This window comes from Solidesulfovibrio magneticus RS-1, from assembly GCF_000010665.1.
Lineage (GTDB): Bacteria > Desulfobacterota > Desulfovibrionia > Desulfovibrionales > Desulfovibrionaceae > Solidesulfovibrio > Solidesulfovibrio magneticus.
In genome coordinates, this window is record NC_012796.1 from 620,992 (window position 1) to 647,825 (window position 26,834).

Below are 26,834 nucleotides of genomic sequence, written 5' to 3' on the forward strand. Positions count from 1 at the left end.
CCAAAAAGCGTGGTTTCGCGAAGCGCGAACGAACATCCAAAGCCCCCACCCCCTTTCCCCAATTGGGGGGTCCGGGGGCCTCAGGCCCCCGGCCGCCGGAGGCATTCTTCTCTTCCCCGAACCGCCTCTCCCGTCACCGCTTGATGCCGAACAGGAAGCGCGTCAGCGCCAGGCGGCGGCAGGCTTCGTAGCTGACCAGGCTGCAGGCCAGGCAAAGGCCCAGGATCGTGGGGGCCTGGAGCCAGGGGGAGGCGATGGACCTGATGGCGTAAAAGGCGATCATCACCAGCCAGGCCTGGTGGAAGATGTACAGGGCAAAGGACGAGGCCGACAGATACCGCGTGACCGGATTGGTGAAGTTTACATACCGTCTGCCCAGGCCCATCAGCGCCAATATGCCCATCCACATGACCAGGGCCTGCAGGTACGGGGACCACCAGCCCGGACCCAGGCGGCCGGTCAGGGCGACCCCGGCCAGCAGGAGCGCGGCGAAGGGGAAGGACAGCCGCCAGGCCTGGCGGGCCAGTTTCTCCTGGAGCGCGTCCGTGTGGAAGAACAAGCCGCCGAGCAGGAACAGGGCAAAGCAGCCGGCCAGGCTTTGCGGGGGGCCGGGCATCAGGTCCCAGACGCAGCCCAGGGGGACGAACAGCAAGGCTATGGCCCACAGCGGCCACAGTTCCAGGCGCAGACGGCCGCAACCTTCCCGGGCCAGCTTCAGGATGGGCAGCGCCGCCAGGGATATGGCGAACAGGTAGAGCAGAAACCACATCTGTCCCACTTCATAGGGCGGAACACCCTTGGACCCGGTGGTCCAGTGGCGGAAAAACAGGATGTAGTTTTCCCATACGCCGCCGGCATAGCCCTCGTAATGCTTTCTGGCATAGTAGGCCATGAGCGGCGTCAGCAGAATGGCTCCTGCCAAAAAGGGAATGAGGAGTTTTCCCAGGCGCTCTGCCAGGTATTGGCGATTGGTCCGTTTTCCCAAGGCGTAGGTCGTGCTGATGCCGGAGACGAAAAACAGCAGGGGCATGAACCAGGGCGCGCACAGCAGATCGAAAACCGAGAACACTTGCACGGGCATCGCGTAGACGTAGTATTCGTAGCCGAAGGTATTGTAGCACAGAAACACATGGTAGGGGATGACCAGGAGCACGCTCATCCAGCGCAGGTTGTCGATGAAATATTTTCTCATGGCGTTCTGAACTCCATGGAAAAACAGGGTCGGCCCGGCTCCGTCGTCAAAGCCAGCCCGGACCGGGGGCCGCGGTCCGGGCTGGCGGCTTTGTGTCGCGTCCACGAGAAGCGCCGAGAGCGATTCGTCGGCTAGAAACCCGCTGTGCGTATTATTCGAACAATATTCTCGACTCTTTTGAGGGACGCGGCGCTATCCCTCGGCCACGAACCAATCGACGCCGTTTTCCGGCTGCACCAGCGAGGCCGGCACGGTCGGGTCCGGGCCGGCAAGGGCTTTGTCCAGGGGCGTTTCCTTGCCCTTGGCCGTGACCAGGAAGGCCACACGTCGGGCGGCGTTGAGAAGCGGCAGGGTGAACGTCAGGCGGGCCACGGCCGGCTTGGCCGTGGTCGGCGGCGGCGCGGCGGCCACCAGCCGTTTGGTTTCGCCAAGGACGGGGCTGCCCGGAAAGAGCGAAGCGGTATGCCCGTCGGGTCCCATGCCGAGCAGGATCAGGTCGAAGCGGGGCACAGCCTCGCCCGGCCGGCCGAGAGCGGCGCGCACCTCGGCCTCGTAGGCGGCCCCCGCCGCTTCGGGGGGTGTGAGCTGCACGGGCATGGGCCGGATATTGGCGGCCGGCGCGGTGATCTTGTCAAAGAGCACGCGACGCACCGCGCCAAAGGTGTTTTCGGGATCGTCCCAGGGGACGAGGCGCTCGTCGCCGAAAAACATGAGCGCGTCGTTCCAGGCGATGCCGAGTCCCCGGGCGGCCAGGGCGGCGTACAGCGGCAACGGCGTGCCGCCGCCGGACAGGGCCAGGGAGAACCGGCCCCGGGCGGCCACCGCCTCCATGGCCCGCTCGGCCACGAAGGCGAAGGCCGCCTCGGTCAGGGCGGCGACGTCGGTGAAGCGGCGCACCCGGGGGGTCATGGCACAAGTCCGTGGGCCGAGAAGAACCGGCCGGCCTCCTGGGGTCCCCAGGTGCCGGATTTGTAGAGGAACAGGCGCTCGGCCGAGGGCTTTTCCAGCAAGGGGGTCAGGAACTTCCAGCACAGTTCCACCCCGTCTTGCCGCCAGAAGAGCGTCTGGTCGCCGAGCATGCAGTCGAGCAGCACCTTGGCGTAGGCGGTCAGCGCCGCGCCGGTGTAGCCCTGGTAGTAGTTGAAGTTCATGGTCACCGAGCGCAGGCACATGGGGCCGGGGGCCTTGGCCTGGAAGGTCAGGCTGACCTGCTCGTCGGGCTGGATGCGCAGGATGAGCCGGTTGGCCTCGATATGGTCGCCAAAAATGCCCCGGAACATGGAAAAGGGCACAGGCTTGAACTGCACGGCGATTTCCGTGCGTTTTGCCGGGAGGCGCTTGCCCGAGATGAGGTAGAAGGGCACGCCCTGCCAGCGCCAGTTGTCGAGATAGACGCGCATGGCGGCAAAGGTCGGGGTGGTGGAGTCGCCGGGCACGCCTTCCTCGTCGAGGTAGGACGGGGCGCGTTTGCCGTCCACCATGCCCGAGGCGTATTGGCCCAGGATGCAGTGCTCGGCCACGTCCTTGTCGCTAAACGGCCGCAGCGCCCGGAACACCTTGGTCTTTTCGTCGCGCACCAGATCGGCTTCGAACAGCGACGGAGCCTCGATGGCGCACAGCGACAGCAGCTGCATCATGTGGTTTTGGAACATGTCGCGCAGCACGCCGAAGTGGTCGTAGTAGGAGGCCCGGTGGCCGACGCCGATGGATTCGGCGGCCAGGATGCTCACGTAGTTGACGTAGCGCCGGTTCCACAGCGGCTCGAAGATGGCGTTGGCGAACCGCAGCATGAGGATGTTCTGCACGGTTTCCTTGGCCAGATAGTGGTCGATGCGGAATATCTGATGCTCGGCGAACCGGGTGTGCAGGGCTTTTTCCAGCACCCTGGCCGTTTCCAGGTCGCGGCCAAAGGGCTTTTCGATGACCAGCCGGGCATAGCCGCCGGTTTCCTCGGCCAGGCCGGCCCCGGCCAGGTTGACGGCGATGTCCTCGTAGACCGTGGGCGGTACGGCCAGATAGAAGATGCGGTTGGGACCGAGGTTGCGTTCCTTGGCCAGGTCGTCGAGGAAGCCGGCCAGGGCCGTGAATGAGGCCGGATCGTCGTAATGGACCTGCTTGTAGGTAAACCGCGAGGCCATGGCGGCCCAGGCGTCGTTGTCGCAGTCGCCGAATTCCTTGGCGGCCTCGCGCATGCGTTCCCGGAAGGCTTCTTCGGTCAGCTCCGTGCGGCTGGCCCCGACCACGGCGAAGTTGTCGGGCAGATGGCCGCCGGTGGTAAGGGCGGTCAGGGCCGGCAGGAGCATCCGGGCAGTGAGGTCGCCGGTGGCCCCGAAGATGACCAGGGTGAAGGGCGCGTCCACCGCGTCGAAGCGGCAGGCGTCGGCCGAGGGGGTGGAGGTGGTGCGGCCCAGGACCACCTCGGCCTGGACCGCGTCGCGGTCGCTAGTCATGGCCGTCCTTCCTTTTGACGGCGTGGCCGCCGAACTGGTTGCGCAGAGCAGCCAGCACCCGATCCTGGAAGGCGTTGGGCTGGCGGGAGCGGAAGCGCTCGAAAAGCGAGGCGGTGATGACCGGGGCGGACACGGCGTTTTCCACGGCCTGGTTGACGGTCCAGCGGCCCTCGCCGGAGTCGTCCACGTAGGCTTCCAGGGACTCCAGGCGCGGGTCGGCGGCAAAGGCGCGCTGGGCCAGTTCGAGCAGCCACGAGCGCACCACCGAGCCATGGTTCCACAGGTCGCAGATGGCCGTGAAATCGAGCTTTTCCCCGAACTGCGAGGCGGCCAGGATCTCGAAACCCTCGGCATAGGCCTGCATCATGCCGTACTCGATGCCGTTGTGGACCATCTTGACGTAATGCCCGGAACCCACCGGGCCGGTGTGCAGGTTGCCACCCGGGCCGGTCAGCACGTCCAGGTAGGGTTTGAGCACGGCGGCCACGTCGGGTTCGGCCCCGATCATGATGCAGTAGCCCTCGGCCAGTCCCCAGATACCGCCGGACACGCCGGCGTCGCAGTAGCGGACGCCATGTTTGGCGGCGGCTTCGTGGCGGCGCAGGTCGTCGCGGAAAAAGGTGTTGCCCCCGTCCACCAGGATGTCGCCCGGGGAGAGCAGGGGCAAAAGCTCGTCGATGTGCTCGTCGGTGGCCGCGCCGGCCGGCAGCATGAGCCAGACGAGGCGCGGCGCGGGCAGGGCGGCCACGAGATCGGGGATGGAATCCACGGCCCGGGCGGCCCCGCCTTCCTCGGCGGCAAAGTCATGGGCTTTTTGCACGGTGCGGTTATAGGCGGTCACGGCGACGCCGCCCCGGGCCAGCCGTCTGGCCATGTTGAGGCCCATGCGTCCAAGGCCGACCATCGCGATGTTCATGGCGTGACTCCTTACGGGTGGTTTGGCCCGGATGGGGCCGGTTGCGTGCTTTTTCCGACGCGTTTTCGCCGCACGACGTCCACGGCGCGCCGGGCGGCCAGGGGAAAGACGCCAAGCAGAGCAAAGGACACGAGAAGCCCGGGCGAGACGATGCCCGACAGCGAGGTCAGCTCGCCGAGCCGGGTTCCGGCGTTGACGTAGACCGCCGTGCCCGGAAGCATGCCGATCTGGGAGACGAGGTAGAAGGTGGACAAGGGCACGGCCGTGAGTCCCATGACGGCGTTGACCACGAAAAAGGGAAAAAGGGGCACCAGCCGCAGGGTGAACAGGTAAAAAGCCCCTTCCCGGGCCAGTCCCGCGTCCACGGCGGCCAACCGTGGCCCCAGGCGTTTGGTGACGGCCTCGCGAAAGAGCGTGCGCGACAGGGCGCAGGCCAGGGTCGCGCCGATGGTGCTGGCAAAGGAGACCAGGACAAGCGTCGTCCAGAAGCCGAAGACGGCCGCGCCGCCCAGGGTCAGCACCGTGGCCCCGGGCAGGCTCAGGGCGGCCACCAGCACGTAGAGCAGGAAATAGCCGACGGCAAAGCCCAGGGGCGCGGCGGCCCGGGCGTCGGTGAGGGCCTGCCGGGAGGCCTTGAGCGCTTCCAGGGTGAGATGCTTGTGCAGCCCCAGGCCGAAAAAGGCGGCGACCAGGGCCACGGCCAGGGCGGCCAGGAGCAGTTTGCGCGTACGTCCGGACATGATGCTTCCTTACGAATGGCGGGCGATGTAGGCGTTAGCGTCGAATTTGCGGCGACAGCCCCGTTCGTTCATGTAGCGGATCTGGCCGTAAACCGGCCGCGTGGCCCAGGGCCGGTCGTGGAGGCCGCCCACGGACCACAACACCCCGACCACGCCGTTTGGGTCGCGCCCGTCCAGGGCATAGCGGTCGTTGAGGGACAGGGCCGTGTCCAGGGCCTGGCGCGGCGAGGGCGACCATTCCAGGATTTTCTTGGCCCAGTACATGCGCATGTAGCCGTGGATGCGGCCCGTGGCGACCAGCTCGCGCTGGGCGGCGTTCCACAGGGCTTCATGGCTGGCGGCGGCCTCGAACTGGGCCGGCGTGTAGCGGTGCTCCCGTTCGTCGCCGGCATGGGCGTCCAGGGTTTTGCGCGCCCAGTCGGGCAGGGCGTCGTAGCGGTCGTAGTTTGGCGTATAATGGCAGTAATTGTCGGACAGCTCGCGGCGCACGAGGAGTTCTTCGAGATAGGCGTCCGCGTCGGCAACGTGGCCTGCCCGGGCGGCCAGCACCTCCAGGGCGGCGCGCTGGGGGGCAAGCTGGCCGAAGTGGAAATAGGGCGACAGGCCCGAGACGGCCCCGGCGTTGGGGTCGTTGCGGCGCGCGGCGTAGCCGGGCAGGCGCTCGGCCGTAAACGCGTCCAGGGCGGCCCGGGCCGCAGCCGGGCCGGGGACGATGTCCGGGACCGGGCCGGGGAAGGCGTCCACGGAGAGGCTGGCCCGGGCCGCGCCCCAGTCCACGGGCGGCGTGGCGACCAGGGCGACGTCGGGAAAGGCCGGCAGCTCGGGGAAGGGTTCCAGGAATTCCTGGAGCCGCTTGTGGATTTTCGGGCGAAAGGTGGCGGCGGCGTATTCCCGGCGCGGCGAGGCCACGACGCAGGGCACGACGTTGTGGGCGTCGACTTCGAGGAGTGGGCCGGCGAAAGCCTCGGCCACGGCGCGTTTCCATAGGGTCTTGACGCGCATGGGGTCGAAATCGGTGACGCAGGCTCCGGCTGCAATCGCTCGCAGGAACTCCGGCGCCACGGCGGCCGGATCGCCCAGGAGCAGATGAAAGGGCACGCCGCGCGCCCGGAGCGCGGCCTCGGTTTCGGCCAGGCCGCGCAGCATGAAGTCGTAGTGGCGAAGGCTGGCCCCCGGGTATCCCGGGGCCAGGGCAAAGGCGACATGGAGCGGCGCGCCGGTTTCCCGGGCCAGATCGGCGGCGGCGAGCAGGGCCCAGTTGTCTTCGGCCCGCTGGTCGCGGCTCATCCAATAGACGACCGGCCCGGCGCGGCGGGGTTTTTCGGCAAGTGGTCGGACGCGGGCGGGATGGACCAGCATCCTTCACTTGTAGGCGGTCAGGGGGGCGCTTGCAACTGTCGCGGCGCTCTTCAGGGGCCGGTTCGCGTCCGGCCGTGAGGCCTGCCGGGAACCATGCCCCGGGCCACCCCACGGCCAGCAAGTGCAAGGCCACAAATTTTCTTTAAAATATCAAGTATTTTTAAAGGGGCGCGCCGCTAGGAACTGATCTTCACCTCGTCCCACAGGGCGTTCTTGGCGGTCATGTCCAGCTTGTCGAGGTCCAGCCCCCGGGCGGCGGCCAGCTTCTCCATGGATTTGTAGCGGGCAAGGAACTTGGAAACCGCTCCGTCCAGGCAGGCGTTGGCCTTGAGGCCCAGACGGCGGCCGTATTCGGTGAGCGAAAAAAGGTAATCGCCGAATTCCTCTTCCATGGCCGTCTGGTCACCGGCGGCTACGGCCGCCTCGAACTCGGCCCGCTCGGCGGCAAGCGCCTGGGCCATGGCTTCGTCGGACTCCCAGGTGAACCCGGCCCGGGCCGCCTTGGAATGGACGCGGTAGGCCTTGAGTAACGGCGGCAGGCCCTTGGGCAGGCTGGCGTAAAGGCCGGTTTTCTCGGCTTTCTCGGCCCGTTTGATGCGCTCCCAGTTGCGCAAAAGTTCCTCGCGGTCCTTGATGTCGCAGTCGGCGAACACATGGGGATGGCGGCGGATCATCTTGGCGGCGGCCCCGTCAAAGGCCTGGGCCAGATCGAAATCGCCGCGCCGTTCGTGGAGGGTGGCCACAAACAGCAGCAAAAACAGCACGTCGCCCAGTTCCTCGCCAACGCCCACCACGTCGCCCGAGCGGATGCAGTCCACCAGTTCGAAGGATTCCTCGATGATGTAGTCGCACAGCGTTTCCGGCGTCTGCGCTTTGTCCCAGGGGCAGCCGTCCGGGCCGAGCAGGGCGTCGATCACGTCTTGGAGGCCGGCCAGGGCGGCGGCGTTTTTCCGGGTATCTTGTTCGGTCATGAGGGCTTGTCCGTAGCGGCCGCCTGGAGGGCTTTGTCTGGGGCGGCGGGCCGGGGTTTGGCCGCGGGGGCCGTTTTGTCGGCGGCAGCGGCCGGCGGGGAGGCGTTGCCCAGGGCCTTGGCGGTCTCGGTATTTTTGGCCGGGGTCTGGCCCGGCGTGGCGGCCTGGGTTGACCGCATCTCGACCTTGAGCGCAGGCGAGGCCGGCTTGAGGCTGGATTCAGGCTTGCCCGGCTCGGTTTTCTTGGCCGGTTCAGCTGGCTTGACTTCAGGTTTCTTGGCTGGCTCGGTCGGTTTGCCCTCAACCTTGGGGGATGGGGCCGCCGGCTTGGCGTTGGCCTCGGGCTTGGCCGGCTCGGCCGGCTTGGCCTCGGGTTTGGGGGCCGGGGCGGCCGGTTTTTTGTCGGCTTCCGGTTTGGCCGGCTCGGCCTTTTTGGGCGGCTCGGCCGATTTGGCCTCGGGTTTGGCCTCAGGTTTGGTTTCGGGCTTCTTGGCCGGTTCGGCTTTCTTCTCCGGCTCGGCCGGCTTTTTGTCGGCTTCGGCCGGTTTCTTGTCGCCGATGGCGGCGGCAGCCGCCGCCGCGGCGGCTGCCGCTTTTTTCTCCAGGGCCGCGTTTATGGGATCGGGCAGTTCTTTCTTGCTGAATTTGCGCAGCTTTTCATTGATGTCGGGCGGGATGTAATTGACGAGCTTGGTGCTCATCTTGTCCAGCACCGGCACGAGCATCGAGCCTTTGAGGAAATCCGGGTCCGGCGCGGCCAATCGCAGGAGAAACAGCAGCACGGCCGTCAGTATCACGCCCTTGACCAGGCCGAAGCCGCCGCCAAAAAACCGGTCGGCCCACTGGGTCATGGTGATTTTCACGATGCCCGAGATGGCCAGGGCCACGAACCACACGCCCAAAAGCGTCACCGTGAAAATGAGCAGATACGCGGCCGTGCCGGCGTAGTTGCCGGAAATGTACTCGGTGAGGTTGGGGGCGAGCTGCTTGTGGTAGGCCCCGGCCAGATAAAAGGCCGTGACGATGGCGGCCAGGGAGCCGGCCTCCTTGACCAGGCCGCGCATATAGCCGCGCACGGCGAAAAAGAGCCACAAAATGGCCAGGGAGAGGTCGGCGATATTGAGTGTCGGCGTCATGGCGTGTGGCGGCGGTGGTTTGCCGTCGCGAACGCATCGGTAGCAGATGCCGCCGCAAAAACCAAGCTATCGAAAAAGCTGCCTCCGGCGGCTGGGGGCCTGAGGCCCCCAGCCGCCCCGCATGGAGAAAAGGGTTTTAGGGAGGCGGCGTGGCTTGGTTTTCTGGCCGGTTGGGAAACCAACGGAGCCGGCATGGCGACTGGCAGGAAACGCGTCGCTCCGGCAGCCGGCGGCAGTACGGCTTGTCCGGGGTCGGGGGACGCGGTAAGCAATGAGAAATCGCCCAAGGACGTGCCCATGGAAAACCGGATACTGCCCACGGAAATAAACGCCTTCCTCGCCGCCCGGGTGCTCGGCCAGCAGGAACTTCTGCGCCGCATCAGCGTGTCGCTGTACAAGCACATCCATGGCCTGCCGGCCCCCAACGTGCTTTTAATCGGCAACTCCGGCACGGGCAAGACCACCCTCATGCAGGCCGTGGCCGCCTTTTACGAAGCCCATCCCGAGCTGGACCGCTTCCGGCTCATGCTCATCATCAACGCCAACACCCTGTCCCCCGAGATCGAGGGCGAGGACCGCACCACCCGGCTTTTCAAAAAACTCGAAGCCCGGGCCAGGGTGACCTTCGGCGGGGCCATGACCGCCGCGCAGCTCAAGGATTATCTGGAAAACGCCACGGTGTGCGTGGACGAAGTGGACAAAATCTCGGCCCGGGTGTCGGGCAAGCCCAATGTCGAGGGCATCACCACCCAATACGCGCTCTTGACGCTCCTGGAAGGCGAGGAGTTTCTCTACCGGGCCACGGTGCTGGAAGACGGCCAGGAGATCACCCGGGAGATTCCCCTGGAGACCGGCAAGCTGTTGTTTATCTGCGGCGGGGCCTTTGAGGAACTCTACGATCAAGTCTATAACTGCATCGTCAACCGGCGTGACGACCGGCGGCTCAAGGAAGTCTCGGAAGTGGAGCGCCGACCCGACGGCACCATGAACGTGCGCACCGTGACCCGGTTTCGGCTGCGGGAATACCTGCGTCTGGCCGACATGTTCGCCTTCGGCATGATGCCGCAGTTCATCGCCCGGTTCGGCGCGGTGGCCATGCTGGAGGAACTCGGGCGCGAGGAACTGCGCCAGATTCTCATCGGTTCGCCCAATTCGCCCCTGCGCCTGTGCCTGGAATATTTCCGCCACATGGGCATTCGGCTGCTCGTCACGGACCAGGCGATAACGGCCATCGCCGACGCGGCGGCCAAGAACACCCGTATCGGCGCGCGGGCCCTGCGCGAAATATTCAACGGCCTGATCGCGCCCTACGAGTACGACCCCTACGGCTCGCCGCGCTACGCCGAGACGGACAAGGGGCCGACCCTGACCATCGATCTGGAGGCGGTCATGGAATACCAGGGGCAGACGGCCAGTTAGGCGGAAGGCTCGGCCGCCGGCCGGGCCGTGACCAAAATATCCTCGCCCACCTGCCGCAGGCCGCAGAAGCGGAAGCCGGCCGCGTCGGCCATGCGCGGGATGATGCGGCCCGAAAAGCCCGGCACGGCTTCGGCGTCGGCCAGCACCTTGGGCGCGTAGAAGAGCGCCAGTTCGTCGGCCAACCCCTGGGCCACGAGCTGGCCGGCCAGACCGCCGCCGCCTTCGCACAGGAGCCGAAACACCCGGGCTTCGTCGCGAAGACGGGTCAGTCCCGGCAACAAATCCAGTTCGCCCTCGTCGCGCAGCGGCAGGCCGTAGACCCGGACGCCGCGTTTGGCCAGGGCCAACCCGGCCGCCGCGCGCGCCTCGGCTTCGCTGGTCAAAAAGACCAGGGACGGGGAGCGTTCCCGCACCAGGGCGAACCGGGCGTCGGCCGGGGGCAGCGAGCGCGTGACCACCACGGCCAGGGGCTGGGGATTGCCCGAAAGCGGGTCCACCACCTCCAGACGATGGGTCAGGCGCGGGTCGTCGGCGCGGAAGGTGCCGCCGCCGACCATCACCGCCTGGGACGCGGCCCGCATCCGGTGCACCCGGCGGCGCGACTCCGGGCCGCTCACCCAGGCCGAATCCCCGGTGCGGGCGGCGATGCGCCCGTCCAGGGTCATGGCCAGCTTGAGGGTCACATAGGGCCGGCCCATGGTCTTGTAGACCACGAAATCGGCCACGGCGTCGCGGCACTCCTGCCCAAGGATGCCGACGTCCACGGCCACGCCCCCCTGGCGCAGGGTCTCGGCCCCGCCGCCGGCCACGGGATTGGGGTCCAGGCAGCCGATGACCACCCGGGAAACGCCCGCCTCCAGCACCGTGCGCGAACACGGCGGGGTCTTGCCGAAATGGTTGCACGGCTCCAGGGTCACGTACATCGTGGCCCCGGCCGGATCGATGCCCCGTTCCTCGGCCTCGCGCAGGCATTCCACCTCGGCGTGGGGGCCGCCGAACACCTTGTGCCAGCCTTCGGCCACAATGGCGCCGTCGCGCACAAGCACCGCGCCCACGCGGGGGTTTGGCGTGACGAATCCCCGGCCGCGCTCGGCCAACTCCAAGGCCCGGGCCATGAACACCGCGTCGTTGTCAGGAGCCATGGTCGCCCTCCAGCACGTCAAAGCCGATGCCGGCCTCGGCGATCATCTCGGCCGAGAGCGGATCGGGATAGCCCTGGGAGAAATAGATGTGGTTGACTTGGCTGTTGATGAGCATCTTGGTGCAGATCAGGCAGGGCTGGGTGGTGCAGTAGATGTCCGCCCCGGCGATGGGCACGCCGTGCAGGGCGCACTGGATGATGACGTTTTGTTCGGCGTGCAGGCCCCGGCACAGCTCATGGCGTTCGCCCGAGGGGATGCCGAGCTTTTCGCGCAGGCAGCCGATGTCCAGGCAGTGGGCGGTTCCGGTCGGGGAGCCGTTGTAGCCCGTGGCCAGGATGCGGCGGTCGCGCACGGCCACGGCCCCGACCTTGCGGCGCAGGCAGGTGCTGCGTTCGGCCACCAGATAGGCGATGCGCATGAAATAGTCGGGCCAGGGAAGGCGTTTGTCCATGGTCGGGCGGCTCCGGTTGGAATGCGCCGCGCCGGGCGGAAAGGGGCGGGCCGGGGGAGGCCGGCCCCAGCGCGGCAGGCGGCTTCCTTAAGTGGACCACGGCGGGGCCGGGCGTCAAGTACGGCCGGCGGCGCGGGGCAGGGGCGGCGGCCCGTCGCGGCGATAGGCCGTGCCGTCGTGGTGGATGTCGAGCTCCACCCGGCCGCCGCCCGGCATGACGCCACGCACCCGGTAGCGCAGGCCGGCCTCGCCGTTCATGCTCACCCAGGCCTCGGTCACCGTGATGCCCTGGGCGCTGCGGCGCAGGGCGCGCCAGGCCGATTCGGGCAGCTCCTCGGGGGCAATGGCGGCCGGGTCCTTCTCCAGGCTCGAACGGGCGGCCCGGGCCAGGCAGAAGATGAGCAGGATAAACGACAGGTACAGGGCTGCGCCCATGGCGTGGCTCCCAGGGCCGGGCCGGCCCTCACGGGTCGAGGCCGGTTTCCGCCGCCGCACCGGGCGGCGGGAACCGGTTGACCGGGTTACTTCTTGGGAATGGCCCAGTCGGGCAGCACCGTCAGATCGATGCCCCAGACCCAGGGCATCAGGAAATAGACCACCAGGGTGATCTGGATGATGCCGAGGATGTTGAGCCACAGGCCGGTGCGGGCCATCTGGCGGATGGTCACCGCGCCGGAACCGAAGACCACGGCGTTTGGCGGCGTGGCCACGGGCAGCATGAAGGCGTAGGAGCAGGCGATGCAGGCGGCCACGATGGGGCCGAAGGGGTTGATCTTCATGCCCACGGCGATGGCTCCCATGACCGGGATCATGAGCGTGGCCACGGCGGTGTTGGAGGTCACTTCCGTGAGGAAGATGTTGAGCGCCACGATGCAGGCAATGATCCAGATGAGCTGCATGCCTTCGAGATCGACCAAGAGCCCGGCGATGTACTTGGTCAGCCCGGTGTCCTGGAAGCCGTCGGCCAGGCACAGACCGCCGCCAAAAAGCAGGATCACGTCCCAGGGAATCTTGACCGCCGTCTTCCAGTCCAACAGGAACACGCCCTTGTTGAGGTCCGAGGGGATGACGAACAGGAGCAGCGCGCCGGCGATGGCCACCGAGGCGTCGGACACGCCCTTGAAGATGGGCCATTTGACCAGGCCCATGAGGATCCACAAGGTCGCCACCACGGCAAAGACGGCCACGATGAGCTTTTCTTCCTTTTTCATGGCCCCGAGCTTGGCAAGCTCGGCCTGGATGAGCTGCGCGCCCTTGCCCTGGAGGATGTCGCCCTTGACCGGGAAGAGCACCTTGGTCAGCAGCAGCCAGGTGATGATAAGGAAGGTGGCGGCCAGGGGCACGCCCACTTTCATCCAGTCGAGAAAGCTGATGGTCTGGCCGTAGAGCTTGTCGATCTGGGCCACCATGATGGTGTTGGGCGGGGTGCCGATGATGGTGCCCAGGCCGCCGATGGAGGCGGCGTAAGCCAGGGCCAGCATGAGGCTGACGGCAAAGGGATTGTGCCTGAGGTCATGGTCGCCGGTGATGTCGGCGCAGGCCTTGATGATGGCCAGGCCGATGGGCATCATCATGACCGTGGTGGCGGTGTTGGACACCCACATGGACAAAAAGCCGGCCGCCACCATGAAGCCGAGCACGATGCGCGAGGGGCTTGTGCCCACGAGCCGGATGGTGTGCATGGCGATGCGGTAGTGGAGGTTCCAGCGTTCCATGCACACGGCGATGAAAAAGCCGCCCATGAAAAGATAAATGAGATGGTTGGCGTAGGGCAGGGTGGCTTTGGCGCTGGGCATGATCTGCAAAAACGGGAACAGCACGATGGGGATCATGGAGGCGGCCGGAATGGGAATGGCTTCGGTGATCCACCAGGTGGCCATCAGCGCGGTGACCGCCGCGCAATAAACGGCCTGCTGGGACAGGCCGTCATGGGGCGGGATGAGGCACACGAGCAGGAACAGGGCTGGACCCAGGGGCAGGCCGACTTTTCGCATGGTGTCGATCATCAACAATCTCCTTGGTGCATGGCCGTGGTGTTGCGTCGCATGGAAAAAGCGCCGTGGTGGCGGCGGTTGGGCGCGGGTGAAGACACCTCCTTGTTTTGGGCATAAAGCCGCCGCAACCGGCCGGCACATGGCCGGCTGGGACGGTGCGGGCAATCCGCATGGCATTCTTGACAATTTACCGCTTGTTCATGCTATCAGGCGATGCGGAGTTAGATGCAAGGGTGTTATAATCTAAGAGGCGCTTTATAATGCCGTCGGATATTCGCAGCGTGATTCTGGACATGGTCCGCAACAGCGACAGGCCCGTCAAGGACATCGCCGATGCGGTGGGAAAGCCTTATTCAACCCTCATGCGGGAGCTTGATCCAGGCGACGCCCGGGCCAAGCTCGGCGTGGAGCTGCTGCTGCTGCCGCTGATGCAGGCTTGCGATTCCACGGCCCCGCTGCGCTGCCTGGCCGAGGCCCTGGATTGCCGGCTGGTTTCCAACCGGGGCATCACCCCGGACAAGCCGACTTTTCACGAGGAACTCCTCGACACCTACCAGGCCCTGGTGGACTACCACCGGGCCATGCTGGAAGGGCTGCCGCCGGACGTGGTGGGTAAAAAGCGCGAGACGCTCATCCGCCAGCTCAAGGAGGACTTCGCCTTCTACGTGGCCCGAAGCGGCGGCGGAGAAGGCTGACCGGCCGGGCGATCCGTCGCCGGCGGCGGTCATGGGGCCGGCCGGGCAGACGTGCCCTGGAGCCGGACTCCGGCAATGCGGGCCGTGGCTGCCGCGGCTGGGCGCGGCCATGGCTTTTTGCCCCAAGCTGTCTTATCATTTGGATTCACGCCCCCGGCCGGGGGCGGGCAACCCGGCCGAGGCCGGATCGAGGAGTATTGCCATGAGCGCGAAAACCGCGTCGTTTGCAGCTGTCTGCCCCCACTGCGGCCAGGCCGTCACGGCCACGGCCTCGTCGGCCGACGTCACGGCCGGGTCGGTGTCGGTCAAGGAGAAATGCCAGCGCTGCCTGGGCGAGTTCGACGCCATCGCCGAGGCCGACTGCCTGGAATGGGACGACCAGTGCAAGGTCGAGATGAGCCGGTTGGGCTGAGGCCCTGCGGCCAAACAGGGAGGCGGCCGTGGCCTACTGGCTGATCAAGTCCGAACCGGGCTGTTTTTCCATCGACGACCTGGCCGCCGCCCCGGACCGGACCACGGGCTGGGACGGGGTGCGCAATTTTCAGGCCCGCAACTTCCTGCGGGCCATGCGCCTGGGCGACGGCCTGCTTTTTTACCACAGCGTCACCGACCCGGGCGTGGTCGGGCTGGCCGAGGTGGCCCGGGAGGCCTATCCCGACGCCACCGCCCAGGACCCGGACTCGGGCCATTTCGATCCCCGGGCCAGCCCGGACAAGCCGCTGTGGGACATGGTGGACGTGCGCTTTGTGGCCAAATTTCCCGCTCCCGTGCCCCTGGCCGCCCTGCGCGGCGTGCCCGAGCTGGCCGGTATGGAAGTGCTGCGCAAGGGTTCGCGCCTGTCCGTGACGCCGGTGACCGACCGGGAATTTGCCGTCATCCGGGCCATGGGCCTTGGTCAGGGCGGGCCAGGAACCCGTTGACGCCAGGGGAGGGGAGCCGTATCACGGCATTATGAGAAATCCTCCCTGGTTGCCGGTTGTCGGGTTCCCGTTGCCGTCGGCCTGGGTTCTGGCTTTGGTTGTGCTGCTGGACCCCGGGAAAGCCCTGGCCGACGTTTCCCTCCAGAGCCTGAACATGGTTGACGGACTGGGGGGCGTTTTCCCCCAAATGGCCGCCCTGTGGGCCTCCCTGGCTTTGGCCGGGGTCATGGCCGGGATCATCGTGGCCTTGCTGGTCGCCCTGGCCTCGCGCAAGCAGGCCCTGGCCGCCCTTGGCGAGAGCCAGGCGCGCTACCAGGGTGTGGTGGAAAACGCCCCGGCCGCCATCTTCATCGTCAACGCCGCTGGCCGGTTTCTCGACGTCAATCCCAAGGCCTGCCGTCTGACCGGCTATGACCGGGAAACCCTGCTTGGTCTGACCATCGGCGAGGTCCTGGACCAGGACAGCTGGCAGGCCGTGGCCACCTACCTGGCCGATTTCAAGGAAGGAGCCCGCATTGCCGAGGTTTCGGGCCGGCGGCGCGACGGGGCCAAACGCTGGTGGTCGGTTTCGGCCGTGCGCCTGGACGGGGAGCGCGTCCTCGGTTTCGCCGCCGACGTCACCGAGCGCCGCCGCCGCGACGACGCCCGGTCGGTCTTCTACGAGCTGGTGCAAAACGCCGAGCACGTGGTGGTCTTCAAGGACCGGGACCTGCGCTACGTCATGGTCAACCGGGCCTACCAGAATCTCACCGGCCGCCCTCTGGAAGACGTCGTCGGCAAGACCGACCCCGAAGCCTTCGAGGGCTTGTCCGCTCCCGAGCAGATCGCCCGGTATGTGGAAAACGACCGCCGCGCCCTGAATCTGCCCCGGGGCCGCACCCTGACCAGCGAGGAGGAAATGCGCGGCGAAGGGGGCGGCGTTCGCACCTTTTTGACCAAGAAATTTCCGGTCTACGCCGAGGACGGCCGGCTGCTTGGCGTGGCCACCATGGCCTCGGAGATCACCGAGCGCAAAAAGGCCGAGGCCCGGCTTCGCGAAAGCGAAGGCCGTTACCGGCTTTTGGCCGAGCTGGCCCCGGTCTCCATCATGGCCTTTGACGCGGCCGGCCGCATCATCTTCGTCAACCGGCGGCATCTGGACACCTTTGCCGCCGGCCGGCGGGACCGCGACTATTTCCTGGGTCGGCGGCTCACCGACCTGCCGGGCATCGTGCGGGCCGGCATCGCCGGAAAGCTGGCCCCGCTGCTGGAGGGGCGCGAGGTCGATCTGGAGGCCGTGCATTTTCCCGAATTCACGGGCGGCCACTCCGGCTACGTCAACCTGCGCGGCGTGCCGTTTTTGCGCGACGACGGCTCCCTGGCCGGCGGCATCCTCATCCGCGAGGACGTCACGGCCCGCATCGAGATGGAGCGCACCCTCACCGCCGCACGCAACGAGGCCCAGGCCGCCAATCAGACCAAATCGGAATTCCTGGCCAACATGAGCCACGAGATCCGCACGCCCCTAAACGGCGTCCTGGGGATGCTCCAGCTCCTGCGCGACACGCCGCTGACCGCCGAGCAGGGCGAGTACGCCGACCTGGCCATCCAGTCGAGCCGGCGGCTCACCCGCCTTTTGGCCGACATCCTGGATCTGTCCAGGGTGGAGGCCGGCAAAATGGCCATTTTGTGCGAGTCCTTCGAACTGGCCCGGGCCGTGACCGAGGCTGTGGAGCTGTTTCGGCCTTCCGCCCGCCAGGCCGGCGTGGAATTGCGCGTCTACGTCGATGCGGCCTTGCCGGCCCGGGTGGCCGGCGACGCCGCCCGGTTCCAGCAGGTGCTGGCCAACCTCGTGGGCAATGCGCTCAAATTCACCGCCAAAGGGTCGGTGGCCGTGGAGGCCTATCCCCTGCCGCCGCGTCGGGAGGGCGAGACGCGGGCGCTTTTCTCCGTGGCCGACACCGGCTGCGGCATCGCCGACGCCGATCTCACCCGCCTGTTCGAACCCTTTGTCCAGGGCAGCCGGGGCTACAGCCGCAATGCCCAGGGCGCGGGGCTGGGGCTTTCCATCTGCAAAAGCCTGGTCGAACTCATGGGCGGGAACATCGCCGTGGACAGCGAGGTGGGACGGGGCACGACCATCTTTTTCTGCTGCTCCTTTAACGTGTGCGAGCCGGCCGGGCAGGCCGCCGCCCCCGTGGCCGCTCCGGCCGCGCCAGGCGGTTTGCGGGTGCTTGTGGCCGAGGACGACCGCATCACCCGGCTGGCCGTGCGCCGGCTGCTGGAAAAGGAAGGCCATGCCGTGGCCGAGGCCGTCGACGGCGTCCAGGCCCTGGAGGCCCTGCTCCGACAACCCTTTGACCTCGTGCTCATGGATATCCAGATGCCCGGCCTCGACGGCGTCCAGGCCGTTCGGGTCATGCGCGACGACCCCCGTTACGCCGTCGTGGCCGGCCTGCCCGTGGTGGCCCTGACCGCCTTCGCCATGGCCGGCGACCGGGAGGCCTTCCTGACCGCCGGCATGGACGCCTATGTGCCCAAGCCCGTGTTTCGCGACGAACTGCTGCGGGCCATGGAAGACGCCCTGGCCGCCGGCCGGGCCAGAAACGTCTGATTTTCCTCCTTTGACCGGTTTGCCGCGCTGCAAAGCGGCGGCGCGCCGGCCCCGACCGTCGCGGGAGATGGCCCGCGGCGTCGGCCGAGCGCAGCGGGGTCGCCTTGACCGGGCCGCCCCGGCTTGGCAGGGCGGCGCTTTTTCCGTACCGTTTCCCCGTGCGTCCGCCAGGAACCGTCCTTTTCGCCATGCCCCGCCTTGCCGGCCTGCGCGCCGTCGTGGCCGTCCTGTGCGTGGCGGCTTCGCTGGCCGCCGCGGCCGTGGGGCATGGCGCCGAATTCGTGCCCGGCGTCACCCGGCCGGTGGTGGTCGGCGGCGACCGCGACTATCCCCCCTACGAATACCTCGACAAGAACGGCCAGCCGGCCGGCTTCAACGTGGACCTCGCCCGGGCCATCGGCGAGGTCATGGGGATGCGCGTGGAGTTTCGCCTGGGTTCCTGGGCCGAGATGCGCCAGGCGCTGCTGGACGGCGAGGTGGACATCCTTGAAGGCATGAGTTTCTCCGAGGAGCGCGCCGCCGAAGAGGTGGACTTCGCGCCGCCAAGCGCCGTGGTCAACCACGCCATCTTTGCCCGTAAAGGCGAACGCCTGGCCCGCAGCCTCGACGATCTGGCCGGAAAAAAAGTCATTATCCACCGTCGCGGCTATATGCACGACCAACTGGCCGCCAGGGGTTACGAGCAGGACCTCATCCTCACCGACACCCCGGCCGACGGCCTGCGCCTTCTGGCCTCCGGGGTCGGCGATTTCGCCGTGGTGGCCATGCTGCCCGGCAACTACATCATCCGCGACAACAAGCTCGACAACATCGAGGTGGTGGCCCGCTCCGTGGCCACCCTGCGCTACGGCTTCGCCGTGAAAAAGGGCAACGAGGCCCTGCTCGCCCGCTTCAGCGAAGGCCTGGCCATCCTGCGCGGCACCGGCCAGTACGAGGCGCTCTACAACAAATGGCTCGGCGTCCTGGAGGACCGGCCCCTGCCCTGGACCACCGTGGCCCGCTACGCCGGGGCCGTGGGCCTGCCGCTTTTGGCGCTTTTGGGCGGCTCCATGCTCTGGACGCATTTTCTGCGCCGGCAAGTGGCCCAGCGCACCGCCTCCCTGTCCCAGGCCCTGGACGAACTCTCCCGCAACCAGCGCCAGCTCGTCCAGGCCGACAAGATGGCCGCCCTGGGCATCCTCGTCTCCGGCGTGGCCCATGAGATCAATAATCCCAATGGTTTGATTCTTCTCAATATCCCCATCCTGCGCAAGGCCCAGGCCGACGCCGTGCGGCTGCTGGCCCGCCGCTACGAGGAGGAAGGCGATTTTCTCCTGGGCGGCATCCCCTTTTCGCGCATGCGAAACGAACTGCCGCGCCTTCTGGAGGAAATGCAGGAAGGAGCCCAGCGCATCAAACGCATCGTCAACGACCTCAAGGACTTTGCCCGCCGCGAAGAAGGCTCGGCCCGGTCGCTCATTGATCTGGCCGACGCCGCCCGCATGGCCGTGCGCCTGCTTGACGCCGCCATCCGCAAGGCCACCGACCGCTTTACCGCCGTCTACGAACCCGACCTGCCCCTGGTCTGGGGCCATGCCCAGCGCATCGAGCAGGTCGTGGTCAACCTTGTGCTCAACGCCTGCCAGGCCCTGCCCGACCGCGACCGGGCCATTGTCCTGGAAGTCGTCCACGACGTGGAAAAAAACCAGGTGGTGCTGGCCGTGCGCGACGAGGGCACGGGCATCGCCCCCGAACACCTGCCCCACCTCACCGACCCCTTTTTCACCACCAAGCGCGAGACCGGCGGCACCGGCCTTGGCCTGTCCGTCTCCGCCGGCATCCTCAAGGAATACGGCGCGACCCTGTCCTTCCACTCCGTCCCGGGCCGGGGAACCACGGCCGTGGTCGCCTTTCCCGTGGCCAACATGGAGCACGCCGCGTGAGCGACACCCCCTTTCCCGCCTTCGGTATTCTGCTCGTGGACGACGAGCCGGCCTGGCTGCGCTCTTTGTCCCTGACGCTGGAGTCCTCGGCCGGCGTCACCAACCTCTTTTTGTGCCAGGACAGCCGCGACGTGCTGCCGCTGCTGCAAAAAGGCGGCATCCGCCTGGCCCTGCTCGACCTGACCATGCCAGGCCTGTCCGGCGAGGAGCTGCTGGCCCGCATCGGCGAGGAGCACCCGGAAGTGGCCGTCATTATCGTCAGCGGCGTCAACCAGCTCGACACCGCCGTGCGCTGCATGAAGCTCGGGGCCTTTGACTACTACGTCAAGACCGACGAGGAAGACCGCATCGTCAGCGGTGTGCTGCGGGCCATCCGCATGATCGAAATGCGCGACGAAAACCGGGCCGTCTCCGACAGCCTGGCCGCCGGAACCCTGTCGCGCCCCGAGGCCTTCGCCGGCATCGTCACCCGCTCCCGGGCCATGTTCCAGGTCTTTGCCTACATCGAGGCCGTGGCGAAAAGCAGCCAGCCCCTGCTCGTCACCGGCGAATCCGGCGTGGGCAAGGAAAACGTGGTCCGGGCCGTCCACGGCCTGAGCGGCCGTACCGGCCCCCTGGTCGCGGTCAACGTGGCCGGCCTGGACGATACGGTTTTTGCCGACACCCTGTTCGGCCACGTGCGTGGGGCCTACACCGGGGCCGAGGCCGCCCGCAAAGGCATGATCGAGGAAGCGGCCGGAGGGACGCTTTTCCTCGACGAAATCGGCGACTTGTCCATCGCCTCCCAGGTCAAGCTCCTGCGCTTGCTCCAGGAAGGCGAGTATTTCGCCCTGGGCAGCGATCTGCCCAAGCGCCTTCAGGCCCGGGTGGTGGTGGCCACCCACCGCGACCTGGCCGTCGAGGAAGCGGCCGGCCGCTTCCGGCGCGACCTCTATTTCCGCCTGCGCACCCACCAGACCCGCATTCCCCCCTTGCGCGAACGCCGCGAGGACATCGAACCCCTGGCCCGCCATTTCCTGGCCGAGGCCGCCGCCGCCATGGGCAAGCCCGTGCCGGCCATGCCCCGGGAACTTCCGGGCTGCCTGGCCGGTTACGCCTTTCCCGGCAACATCCGCGAACTGCGGGCCATGCTCTACGACGCCGTGAGCCTGACCACCGGCCCCGCCCTGGCCCTGGACGGCATCCAGGCCGCCGTCGGTCGCTGCGACGCCTGCCGCGAGGCCCCCCCGGCCAACCTGTTCGCCGGCTGCGACCGCCTGCCCACCTTTGCCGAGGCCGCCGAGCTCCTCGTGGACGAAGCCCTGGCCCGGGCCGGCGGCAACCAGACCCTGGCCGCCCGGCTTCTGGGCGTCTCCCAGCCCGCCCTGTCCAAACGCCTCAAAGCCCGCCGAGACGCCGAAGGCGGCGAGTAGGGGGAGGGCGAACGGAGAAGCGGGGAGAATAGCGGAGAAGAGAAAGCATGCCTCCGGCGGCCGGGGGCCTGAGGCCCCCGGAACCCCCATATGGGGAAAGGTTTTAAGGGGTTCTGGGCGGGGCTTGGCACTCTGTCGGTTGGGGAGCCAAAGAGGCCGTGAATGATGCTTGGCGGGAACCGCGAGGCTCCGGCGGCCGGGGATGTCGGCTGGGCAGGGAGACGGCGGGGCTGGCCGGAAAAAAAGGGGTTCTCGTTTTGGGGCCGCAGGCCCGGCCAGCGGGGAAAGCGGGCAACTATAACTTTGGGAATGATCGAACGCAGGATGTTATGACTTTTGTAAGATGTTAGAATAAAACGATTTCGTGAGATCGCGCCGGGGCCGGCCATAACCTGGGTTATGGCCGGCCCCGGCGTCTTTTCTTTGATTGTGACGAATTTCTCATAAGCGGCGCGTGGTTAGCGCCGCTTCCTCGTCCTGGCATCGTCCCTGCTATGGCAGCCTTGCCAGTACCCCTCCGGCCGGTCCGCCGGCGGCGGCGGCCCCGAGGGAAGGGCCGCCGTCGCTGGCGGGAAACCGCTTCGCCGCTTCCCGACGGGCCGGGGCAGGGGACGGCCGCATCCGGGCTGACGCGGGCCGACAGGCCGCGCCGCGAATATTGCAACCGAGGAAAGGAGAGATCGTCATGTTGACCATGCAACTTTGCGTCATCTTGCTGTGCCTGCTGCTCGGCACCCGCTACGGCGGCATGGGCCTGGGCCTGATAAGCGGCATCGGCCTGTTCGTTTTGTGCTTCGTCTTCGGCGTCCAGCCCGGCAAGCCGCCCATCGACGTCATGCTCACCATCCTGGCCGTCATCGGCTGCGCCGCCACCCTGCAGACCGCCGGCGGCCTCGACGTCCTCATGCGCGCCGCCGAGCGCGTCCTGCGCAAGCACCCCGAACACATCACGCTCCTGGCCCCCATCACCACCTGGTCGCTCACCGTCATGTGCGGCACCGGACACGTGGCCTACACCATGTTCCCCATCATCTACGACATCGCCATCAACAAGGGCATCCGTCCCGAGCGTCCCATGGCCGTGGCCTCGGTCTCGGCCCAGATCGGCGTGTGCGCTTCGCCGGTGTCCGTGGCCGCCGTGTCCATGGTCTCCATGCTGGCCCAGGCCCATGGCATCGGCAAGGCCATCAGCATCGTCGATCTCCTGTCCGTCTCCATCCCGGCCACCTTCTTCGGCGTGCTGTGCGCCGGCCTGTGGAGCATGCGCCGGGGCAAGGATCTGGACAAGGACCCGGAATTCCAGGCTAAGCTGGCCGATCCCGAACAGAAGGCCTACATCTACGACGGCGGCGCGACCCTGCTCGACAAGGTCTTTTCCAAGGAATCCTACCGGGCCGTGTGGTTCTTCTTCGCCGCCATCGCCGCCGTGGTGGTGCTTGGCGCTTTCAGCGAACTGCGTCCCTCCTTTGGCGTGCCGGGCAAGCTCAAGCCCCTGTCCATGAACCTGGTCATCCAGATGGTCATGCTCATGGCCGGCGCGTTCATCCTCATCTTCTGCAAGGTCAAGCAGCAGACCATCGCCAACAGCGCGGTCTTCAAGGCCGGCATGGTGGCCATCTTCTCGGTCTTCGGCGTGGCCTGGATGACCGACAGCTTCTTTGAGGCCCATTACGAGACTTTGAAGGCCAGCCTGTCCGCCGTGGTGGTGGCCTACCCCTGGACCTACGCCATCGTGCTGGTGGTCGTGTCCAAGCTGGTCAACAGCCAGGCCGCCGCCCTGGCCGCCGTGGTGCCCCTGGGCTTGTCCCTGGGCCTGGAACCCAAGATCCTGCTGGCCTTTTTGCCCATGTGCTACGGCTACTTCATCCTGCCGACCTACCCGAGCGATCTGGCCTGCATCAACTTCGACCGCTCCGGCACGACCCGCATCGGCAAGTACATCTTAAATCACAGCTTCATCATTCCCGGGGCCATCGGCGTCGGCTGCGGTACCCTCATGAGCTACACCCTGGTCAAGATCTTCATGTAATCGCGGGAGATTGGAACAACGCCATGCGTACTATCGACAAGAAAACCGTGGTGGAGGCCGTGGCCGCCCTGTGCATGGAGGCCAACCGGTTCCTGCCAGCGGACGTGCTCGCCGCCTTTGCCCGGGCCAAGGCCGCCGAATCCTCGGCGGCCGCCCGGGAAGTGTTCAACCAGTTGGAAGAAAACGCCGCCCTGGCCAAGGAAACCGGACTGCCCCTGTGCCAGGACTGCGGCCTGGGCGTCTTTTTCGTGGAAGTCGGCGAGGACGTGCGCCTGGCCGGCGGCGGCCTGCGGGAAGCCATCAACGAAGGCATGGTCAGGGGCTATCAGGACGGCTTTTTGCGCAAGTCCACCTGCGACCCGTTTAGCCGCAAAAACGTCGGCGACAACTCGCCGGCCATCGTCCATTTCGATCTCGTGCCCGGCGACAGGCTCAAAATCACCATGATGGCCAAGGGCGGCGGTTCGGAGAACATGTCCCGGGTCATGATGCTGGCCCCGGCCCAGGGCTGGAAAGGCGTGCGCGAGTTCGTCATCCGCCGGGTGGCCGAATCCGGGTCCAATCCCTGCCCGCCCATCATCGTGGGCGTCGGCATCGGCGGCAACTTCGAGCTTGCCGCCATCAATTCCAAAAAAGCCCTCATGCGCGAGCTGGACGACGTCCATGCCGATCCCGAGGTCGCGGCCATGGAGGCCGATCTGCTGGCCTCCATCAACCGCCTGGGCATCGGCCCCATGGGCCTGGGCGGGGGCACGACCTGCCTTGGCGTCAAGGTCAAGCTCGCTCCCTGCCATCTGGCCAGCCTGCCCCTGGCCGTCAACATCCAGTGCCACAGCGCCCGGCATAAGGAGGTCACGCTCTGATGGCCGAACATCACCTGACCACGCCGCTCACCGACGCCGACGTGTCCAAGCTGCGGGCCGGCGACGTCGTCTACTTGACCGGCGTCATCTACACCGGCCGCGACGCCGCCCACAAACGCATCGTGGACGCCCTGGACGCGGGCGAAAATCCGCCGTTTCCGCTGCAGGGCGCGGTCATCTACTACGTCGGCCCCTCGCCGGCCCGTCCCGGCCGTCCCATCGGTTCGGCCGGCCCCACCACCTCCTATCGCATGGATTCCTATGCCCCGCGCCTGCTCAAGCTCGGCCTCAAGGGCATGATCGGCAAGGGGATGCGCGCCGCGCCCGTGCGCGAGGCCATGGAAACCGAGATGGCCGTCTATTTCGGGGCCACCGGCGGGGCCGGGGCGCTTCTCGGCCTGCGCATCAAGGACGCCAAGGTCATCGCCTACGAAGACCTCGGCCCCGAGGCCGTGCGGGAGTTGACCGTGGAAAATTTCCCGGTGCTGGTCATTAACGACTGCGTGGGCGGCGACCTCTACGCCGTGCCCGACCTGGAGGCCGCCCTTGGCTAGCCCGGGGGCCGTATCGGCCGGCGGCGTCTGTCCGGGCGGCCCCAAACCCCTCTACGCTTCCCTCTACTTCTGGGTGGTGGCCGGCATCGTGGCCGGCATCGTCCTGGGGCTGGTCCCGGCCACCAAGGGCCTGGCCATGGAGATGCAGCCCTTTGGCACGGCCTTTATTCGCATGGTGAAGATGATCATCGCGCCCATCATCTTCTGCACCGTGGTCACCGGCATCGCCAAGATGGGCGACATGGGGAAAGTCGGCCGCGTTGGCCTCAAGTGCATGCTCTACTTCTGGGCCATGACCTTGTGCGCCCTGGCCATTGGCCTGGTCGTGGTCAATCTGCTGCAGCCCGGGGCCGGCATGGACGACTACGCCGCCCGGATGCAGGCCAACCAGGCCGAGACGGCCAAGGTGGAGGAGTTCGCCGGCAAGGCCAGAAAGCTCTCCACCACCGAGTTCATGCTCAACATCGTGCCCCATTCGGCGGTGGACGCCTTTGCCAAGGGCGACATCCTGCAGGTGCTTTTTTTCTCCATCCTCTTCGGCGTCGGCCTGGCCAGCCTGGGGGAAAAGACCAAGCGCCTCGTCGGCGTCATTGACGAGTTCGGCCAGGGGCTTTTCAAGGTCGTCCACTACATCATGTACTTCGCCCCCCTGGGGGCCTTCGGAGCCATGGCCTACGTGGTCGCCTCCCAGGGCCACGACGCCTTGGCCCGGCTGTTTTACCTGATGCTGGGCGTCTATGTGACCTGTGCGCTGTTTATCTTCGTGGTCCTTGGCCTCGTCTGCCGGCTGGCCGGGTTTTCGCTGCTGCGCTACCTGGCCTACATCCGCGACGAGATCCTGCTCGTGCTGGGCACGTCCTCGTCCGAGGCGGCCTTGCCGCGCATGATGCGCAAGCTCGAGCGGGCCGGGGCGGACAAGTCCGTGGTCGGGCTGTGCCTGCCCATGGGCTATTCGTTTAATCTCGACGGCACCTGCATCTACCTGACCATGGCCGCCGTGTTTCTGGCCCAGGCCACGGGCACGCCTCTCGATCTTGGCCACCAGCTCTCGCTGCTGGGCATCCTGCTTCTGACCTCCAAGGGCGCGGCCGCCGTCACCGGCGGCGGGTTCATTACCCTGGCCGCCACCCTGCAAACCATGGGGACCATCCCCGTGGCCTCGCTCACCCTGCTTCTTGGCGTGGACCGCTTCATGTCCGAAGCCCGCGCCATCACCAACCTCATCGGCAACGGCGTGGCCACCCTGGTGGTCGCCAAATGGGAAAAGGCCCTGGACGTGGCCCGCCTGGAGGCGGCCTTGTCCGGCGGCCTGTGCGACGACGAGGACGCCGCGCCGCTTCTGGCCTCGGCCGAACCGGCGCTGTCCGTGGTCGAAAACGAGCAGCAACGCTAAAACGGGAGAAAGGAAATGTCCGTACCATCCACGGCAACCCACGCCGGGCTGCCGGTCGGGAAACTCGCGGCCTGGCTCGACTGGGTGCAGATGCTCACCGGAGCCGCCCTGGTGCTTTTTATGTGGTGCCACCTCATGCTGGTTTCCAGCGTGCTCATAAGCCCCAAGGTCATGAACGCCCTGGCCTGGTTTTTTGAGGTCACCTACATGGCCCAGGTCGGCGGACCGCTTATTTTCCTCGCCTTTCTGGTCCACTTCGTCCTGGCCGCCCGCAAGATTCCCTTTGCCACCAGCCAGCAGCGGGTGATGCTCTCCAACGCCAAACGCCTGCGCCACACCGACACCTGGCTGTGGGTGGTCCAGGCGACCACGGCCATGGGCATCCTCATCATGGGCGGCATCCATTTGTGGGTGGTTCTTAACGACCTGCCCATCTCGGCCGAGAAATCCGCCGCCCGCATCCAGTCCGGCTTCTGGTTCGTCTTCTACCTGATCCTGTTGCCCATGGTCGAACTCCATGTCGGCGTGGGCTTCTACCGCATCCTGGTCAAGTGGGGCTTTCTCGACCGCTCCGGCCGTTTCTCCCTGAAAAAAAAGGAGAACGCCATGACCATGATCTTTATCGGCATTGGCCTTCTCACCCTGCTTCGTTACTACTTCCTGCCGCTCAAATAAGGACGCAA

Annotated in this window: 24 protein-coding genes; 12 read left to right on the plus strand and 12 right to left on the minus strand. The window is 66.8% G+C overall.

What is annotated here, in order from left to right; translation table 11 throughout:
* Nucleotides 1-133: 133 nt before the first annotated feature.
* The 8 genes from DMR_RS02590 to DMR_RS02625 form a co-directional block, all read right to left on the minus strand.
* Nucleotides 134-1,192, minus strand: coding sequence for an acyltransferase family protein (locus tag DMR_RS02590; RefSeq protein WP_148208342.1), 1,059 nt, complete (start codon nucleotides 1,190-1,192; stop codon nucleotides 134-136).
* A 192-nt stretch (nucleotides 1,193-1,384) separates the two neighbouring features.
* The gene (gene pgl, locus DMR_RS02595; protein WP_012750126.1) at nucleotides 1,385-2,101 is read right to left on the minus strand and encodes a 6-phosphogluconolactonase; all 717 of its coding nucleotides are present in this window, start codon (nucleotides 2,099-2,101) and stop codon (nucleotides 1,385-1,387) included.
* Nucleotides 2,098-3,642: a glucose-6-phosphate dehydrogenase gene (zwf, locus tag DMR_RS02600; RefSeq protein WP_043599908.1), complete on the minus strand. Its 1,545-nt coding sequence runs from the start codon at nucleotides 3,640-3,642 to the stop codon at nucleotides 2,098-2,100. The genes pgl and zwf overlap by 4 nt, the downstream gene beginning before the upstream one ends.
* The gene (gnd, locus tag DMR_RS02605) at nucleotides 3,635-4,558 is read right to left on the minus strand and encodes a phosphogluconate dehydrogenase (NAD(+)-dependent, decarboxylating) (protein ID WP_012750128.1); all 924 of its coding nucleotides are present in this window, start codon (nucleotides 4,556-4,558) and stop codon (nucleotides 3,635-3,637) included. Before gnd ends, zwf begins: the two co-directional genes overlap by 8 nt.
* An 11-nt stretch (nucleotides 4,559-4,569) precedes the next feature.
* Entirely contained in the window at nucleotides 4,570-5,298 is a 729-nt protein-coding gene (locus DMR_RS02610; protein WP_012750129.1) for a TVP38/TMEM64 family protein, read from the minus strand.
* Nucleotides 5,299-5,307: 9 nt separating this feature from the next.
* The gene (gene phrB, locus DMR_RS02615; RefSeq protein WP_012750130.1) at nucleotides 5,308-6,657 is read right to left on the minus strand and encodes a deoxyribodipyrimidine photo-lyase; all 1,350 of its coding nucleotides are present in this window, start codon (nucleotides 6,655-6,657) and stop codon (nucleotides 5,308-5,310) included.
* Between the two features lie 176 nt (nucleotides 6,658-6,833).
* Nucleotides 6,834-7,628, minus strand: a complete 795-nt coding sequence (mazG, locus tag DMR_RS02620) for a nucleoside triphosphate pyrophosphohydrolase (RefSeq protein WP_012750131.1) — start codon at nucleotides 7,626-7,628, stop codon at nucleotides 6,834-6,836.
* A complete protein-coding gene (locus DMR_RS02625) occupies nucleotides 7,625-8,764 on the minus strand; it encodes a CvpA family protein (RefSeq protein ID WP_012750132.1) in 1,140 nt (379 codons plus the stop codon). The genes mazG and DMR_RS02625 overlap by 4 nt, the downstream gene beginning before the upstream one ends.
* Nucleotides 8,765-9,061: 297 nt before the next feature.
* On the opposite strand from DMR_RS02625, the gene DMR_RS02630 reads away from it, so the two are divergent.
* Nucleotides 9,062-10,183, plus strand: coding sequence for an AAA family ATPase (locus tag DMR_RS02630; RefSeq protein ID WP_043599909.1), 1,122 nt, complete (start codon nucleotides 9,062-9,064; stop codon nucleotides 10,181-10,183).
* On the opposite strand, the gene ribD is transcribed toward DMR_RS02630, so the two are convergent.
* From ribD to DMR_RS02650, 4 genes are all read right to left on the minus strand, one after another.
* Nucleotides 10,180-11,325 (minus strand): bifunctional diaminohydroxyphosphoribosylaminopyrimidine deaminase/5-amino-6-(5-phosphoribosylamino)uracil reductase RibD, encoded by a 1,146-nt coding sequence (gene ribD / locus DMR_RS02635; protein ID WP_012750134.1) that lies wholly within the window; start codon nucleotides 11,323-11,325, stop codon nucleotides 10,180-10,182. The genes DMR_RS02630 and ribD overlap by 4 nt on opposite strands.
* Nucleotides 11,315-11,776: a deoxycytidylate deaminase gene (locus tag DMR_RS02640; RefSeq protein WP_012750135.1), complete on the minus strand. Its 462-nt coding sequence runs from the start codon at nucleotides 11,774-11,776 to the stop codon at nucleotides 11,315-11,317. Before DMR_RS02640 ends, ribD begins: the two co-directional genes overlap by 11 nt.
* Before the next feature lie 114 nt (nucleotides 11,777-11,890).
* Entirely contained in the window at nucleotides 11,891-12,211 is a 321-nt protein-coding gene (locus DMR_RS02645) for a hypothetical protein (protein ID WP_052278939.1), read from the minus strand.
* An 86-nt stretch (nucleotides 12,212-12,297) separates the two neighbouring features.
* The gene (locus DMR_RS02650; protein ID WP_012750137.1) at nucleotides 12,298-13,782 is read right to left on the minus strand and encodes an SLC13 family permease; all 1,485 of its coding nucleotides are present in this window, start codon (nucleotides 13,780-13,782) and stop codon (nucleotides 12,298-12,300) included.
* A gap of 248 nt (nucleotides 13,783-14,030) precedes the next feature.
* Here DMR_RS02650 and DMR_RS02655 point away from each other — a divergent pair, with 248 nt between their 5' ends.
* From DMR_RS02655 to DMR_RS02705, 11 genes are all read left to right on the plus strand, one after another.
* On the plus strand, nucleotides 14,031-14,465 hold the full coding sequence (locus DMR_RS02655; RefSeq protein ID WP_012750138.1) for a phage regulatory CII family protein: 435 nt from the start codon (nucleotides 14,031-14,033) through the stop codon (nucleotides 14,463-14,465).
* Nucleotides 14,466-14,667: 202 nt separating this feature from the next.
* On the plus strand, nucleotides 14,668-14,877 hold the full coding sequence (locus DMR_RS02660) for a hypothetical protein (protein WP_043599912.1): 210 nt from the start codon (nucleotides 14,668-14,670) through the stop codon (nucleotides 14,875-14,877).
* A gap of 28 nt (nucleotides 14,878-14,905) precedes the next feature.
* The gene (locus DMR_RS02665) at nucleotides 14,906-15,385 is read left to right on the plus strand and encodes an EVE domain-containing protein (RefSeq protein ID WP_012750140.1); all 480 of its coding nucleotides are present in this window, start codon (nucleotides 14,906-14,908) and stop codon (nucleotides 15,383-15,385) included.
* A gap of 31 nt (nucleotides 15,386-15,416) precedes the next feature.
* A complete protein-coding gene (locus DMR_RS02670) occupies nucleotides 15,417-17,978 on the plus strand; it encodes a PAS domain-containing hybrid sensor histidine kinase/response regulator (protein WP_012750141.1) in 2,562 nt (853 codons plus the stop codon).
* A gap of 188 nt (nucleotides 17,979-18,166) precedes the next feature.
* The gene (locus DMR_RS02675) at nucleotides 18,167-19,900 is read left to right on the plus strand and encodes a transporter substrate-binding domain-containing protein (protein WP_043599914.1); all 1,734 of its coding nucleotides are present in this window, start codon (nucleotides 18,167-18,169) and stop codon (nucleotides 19,898-19,900) included.
* Entirely contained in the window at nucleotides 19,897-21,312 is a 1,416-nt protein-coding gene (locus DMR_RS02680) for a sigma-54-dependent transcriptional regulator (protein ID WP_012750143.1), read from the plus strand. The genes DMR_RS02675 and DMR_RS02680 overlap by 4 nt, the downstream gene beginning before the upstream one ends.
* A gap of 685 nt (nucleotides 21,313-21,997) precedes the next feature.
* On the plus strand, nucleotides 21,998-23,341 hold the full coding sequence (locus tag DMR_RS02685; RefSeq protein WP_012750144.1) for an anaerobic C4-dicarboxylate transporter: 1,344 nt from the start codon (nucleotides 21,998-22,000) through the stop codon (nucleotides 23,339-23,341).
* Nucleotides 23,342-23,364: 23 nt separating this feature from the next.
* Nucleotides 23,365-24,204: a fumarate hydratase gene (locus tag DMR_RS02690; protein WP_012750145.1), complete on the plus strand. Its 840-nt coding sequence runs from the start codon at nucleotides 23,365-23,367 to the stop codon at nucleotides 24,202-24,204.
* On the plus strand, nucleotides 24,204-24,758 hold the full coding sequence (locus tag DMR_RS02695; RefSeq protein WP_012750146.1) for a Fe-S-containing hydro-lyase: 555 nt from the start codon (nucleotides 24,204-24,206) through the stop codon (nucleotides 24,756-24,758). The genes DMR_RS02690 and DMR_RS02695 overlap by 1 nt, the downstream gene beginning before the upstream one ends.
* Nucleotides 24,751-26,151: a C4-dicarboxylate transporter DctA gene (dctA, locus tag DMR_RS02700; RefSeq protein WP_012750147.1), complete on the plus strand. Its 1,401-nt coding sequence runs from the start codon at nucleotides 24,751-24,753 to the stop codon at nucleotides 26,149-26,151. The genes DMR_RS02695 and dctA overlap by 8 nt, the downstream gene beginning before the upstream one ends.
* A 15-nt stretch (nucleotides 26,152-26,166) precedes the next feature.
* Nucleotides 26,167-26,826 (plus strand): hypothetical protein, encoded by a 660-nt coding sequence (locus DMR_RS02705; protein ID WP_012750148.1) that lies wholly within the window; start codon nucleotides 26,167-26,169, stop codon nucleotides 26,824-26,826.
* Nucleotides 26,827-26,834: the final 8 nt, after the last annotated feature.

Coding starts and splice junctions, on each gene's coding strand:
- ribD (WP_012750134.1), bottom strand. CDS start 11,325: ATGGCTCCTGACAACGACGCGGTGTTCATGGCCCGGGCCTTGGAGTTG.
- phrB (WP_012750130.1), bottom strand. CDS start 6,657: ATGCTGGTCCATCCCGCCCGCGTCCGACCACTTGCCGAAAAACCCCGC.
- mazG (WP_012750131.1), bottom strand. CDS start 7,628: ATGACCGAACAAGATACCCGGAAAAACGCCGCCGCCCTGGCCGGCCTC.
- DMR_RS02670 (WP_012750141.1), top strand. CDS start 15,417: ATGAGAAATCCTCCCTGGTTGCCGGTTGTCGGGTTCCCGTTGCCGTCG.
- DMR_RS02695 (WP_012750146.1), top strand. CDS start 24,204: ATGGCCGAACATCACCTGACCACGCCGCTCACCGACGCCGACGTGTCC.
- DMR_RS02690 (WP_012750145.1), top strand. CDS start 23,365: ATGCGTACTATCGACAAGAAAACCGTGGTGGAGGCCGTGGCCGCCCTG.
- DMR_RS02705 (WP_012750148.1), top strand. CDS start 26,167: ATGTCCGTACCATCCACGGCAACCCACGCCGGGCTGCCGGTCGGGAAA.
- DMR_RS02650 (WP_012750137.1), bottom strand. CDS start 13,782: ATGATCGACACCATGCGAAAAGTCGGCCTGCCCCTGGGTCCAGCCCTG.
- zwf (WP_043599908.1), bottom strand. CDS start 3,642: ATGACTAGCGACCGCGACGCGGTCCAGGCCGAGGTGGTCCTGGGCCGC.
- DMR_RS02625 (WP_012750132.1), bottom strand. CDS start 8,764: ATGACGCCGACACTCAATATCGCCGACCTCTCCCTGGCCATTTTGTGG.
- DMR_RS02630 (WP_043599909.1), top strand. CDS start 9,062: ATGGAAAACCGGATACTGCCCACGGAAATAAACGCCTTCCTCGCCGCC.
- DMR_RS02610 (WP_012750129.1), bottom strand. CDS start 5,298: ATGTCCGGACGTACGCGCAAACTGCTCCTGGCCGCCCTGGCCGTGGCC.
- DMR_RS02685 (WP_012750144.1), top strand. CDS start 21,998: ATGTTGACCATGCAACTTTGCGTCATCTTGCTGTGCCTGCTGCTCGGC.
- DMR_RS02660 (WP_043599912.1), top strand. CDS start 14,668: ATGAGCGCGAAAACCGCGTCGTTTGCAGCTGTCTGCCCCCACTGCGGC.
- pgl (WP_012750126.1), bottom strand. CDS start 2,101: ATGACCCCCCGGGTGCGCCGCTTCACCGACGTCGCCGCCCTGACCGAG.
- DMR_RS02645 (WP_052278939.1), bottom strand. CDS start 12,211: ATGGGCGCAGCCCTGTACCTGTCGTTTATCCTGCTCATCTTCTGCCTG.
- DMR_RS02590 (WP_148208342.1), bottom strand. CDS start 1,192: ATGAGAAAATATTTCATCGACAACCTGCGCTGGATGAGCGTGCTCCTG.
- DMR_RS02655 (WP_012750138.1), top strand. CDS start 14,031: ATGCCGTCGGATATTCGCAGCGTGATTCTGGACATGGTCCGCAACAGC.
- gnd (WP_012750128.1), bottom strand. CDS start 4,558: ATGAACATCGCGATGGTCGGCCTTGGACGCATGGGCCTCAACATGGCC.
- DMR_RS02640 (WP_012750135.1), bottom strand. CDS start 11,776: ATGGACAAACGCCTTCCCTGGCCCGACTATTTCATGCGCATCGCCTAT.
- DMR_RS02675 (WP_043599914.1), top strand. CDS start 18,167: ATGCCCCGCCTTGCCGGCCTGCGCGCCGTCGTGGCCGTCCTGTGCGTG.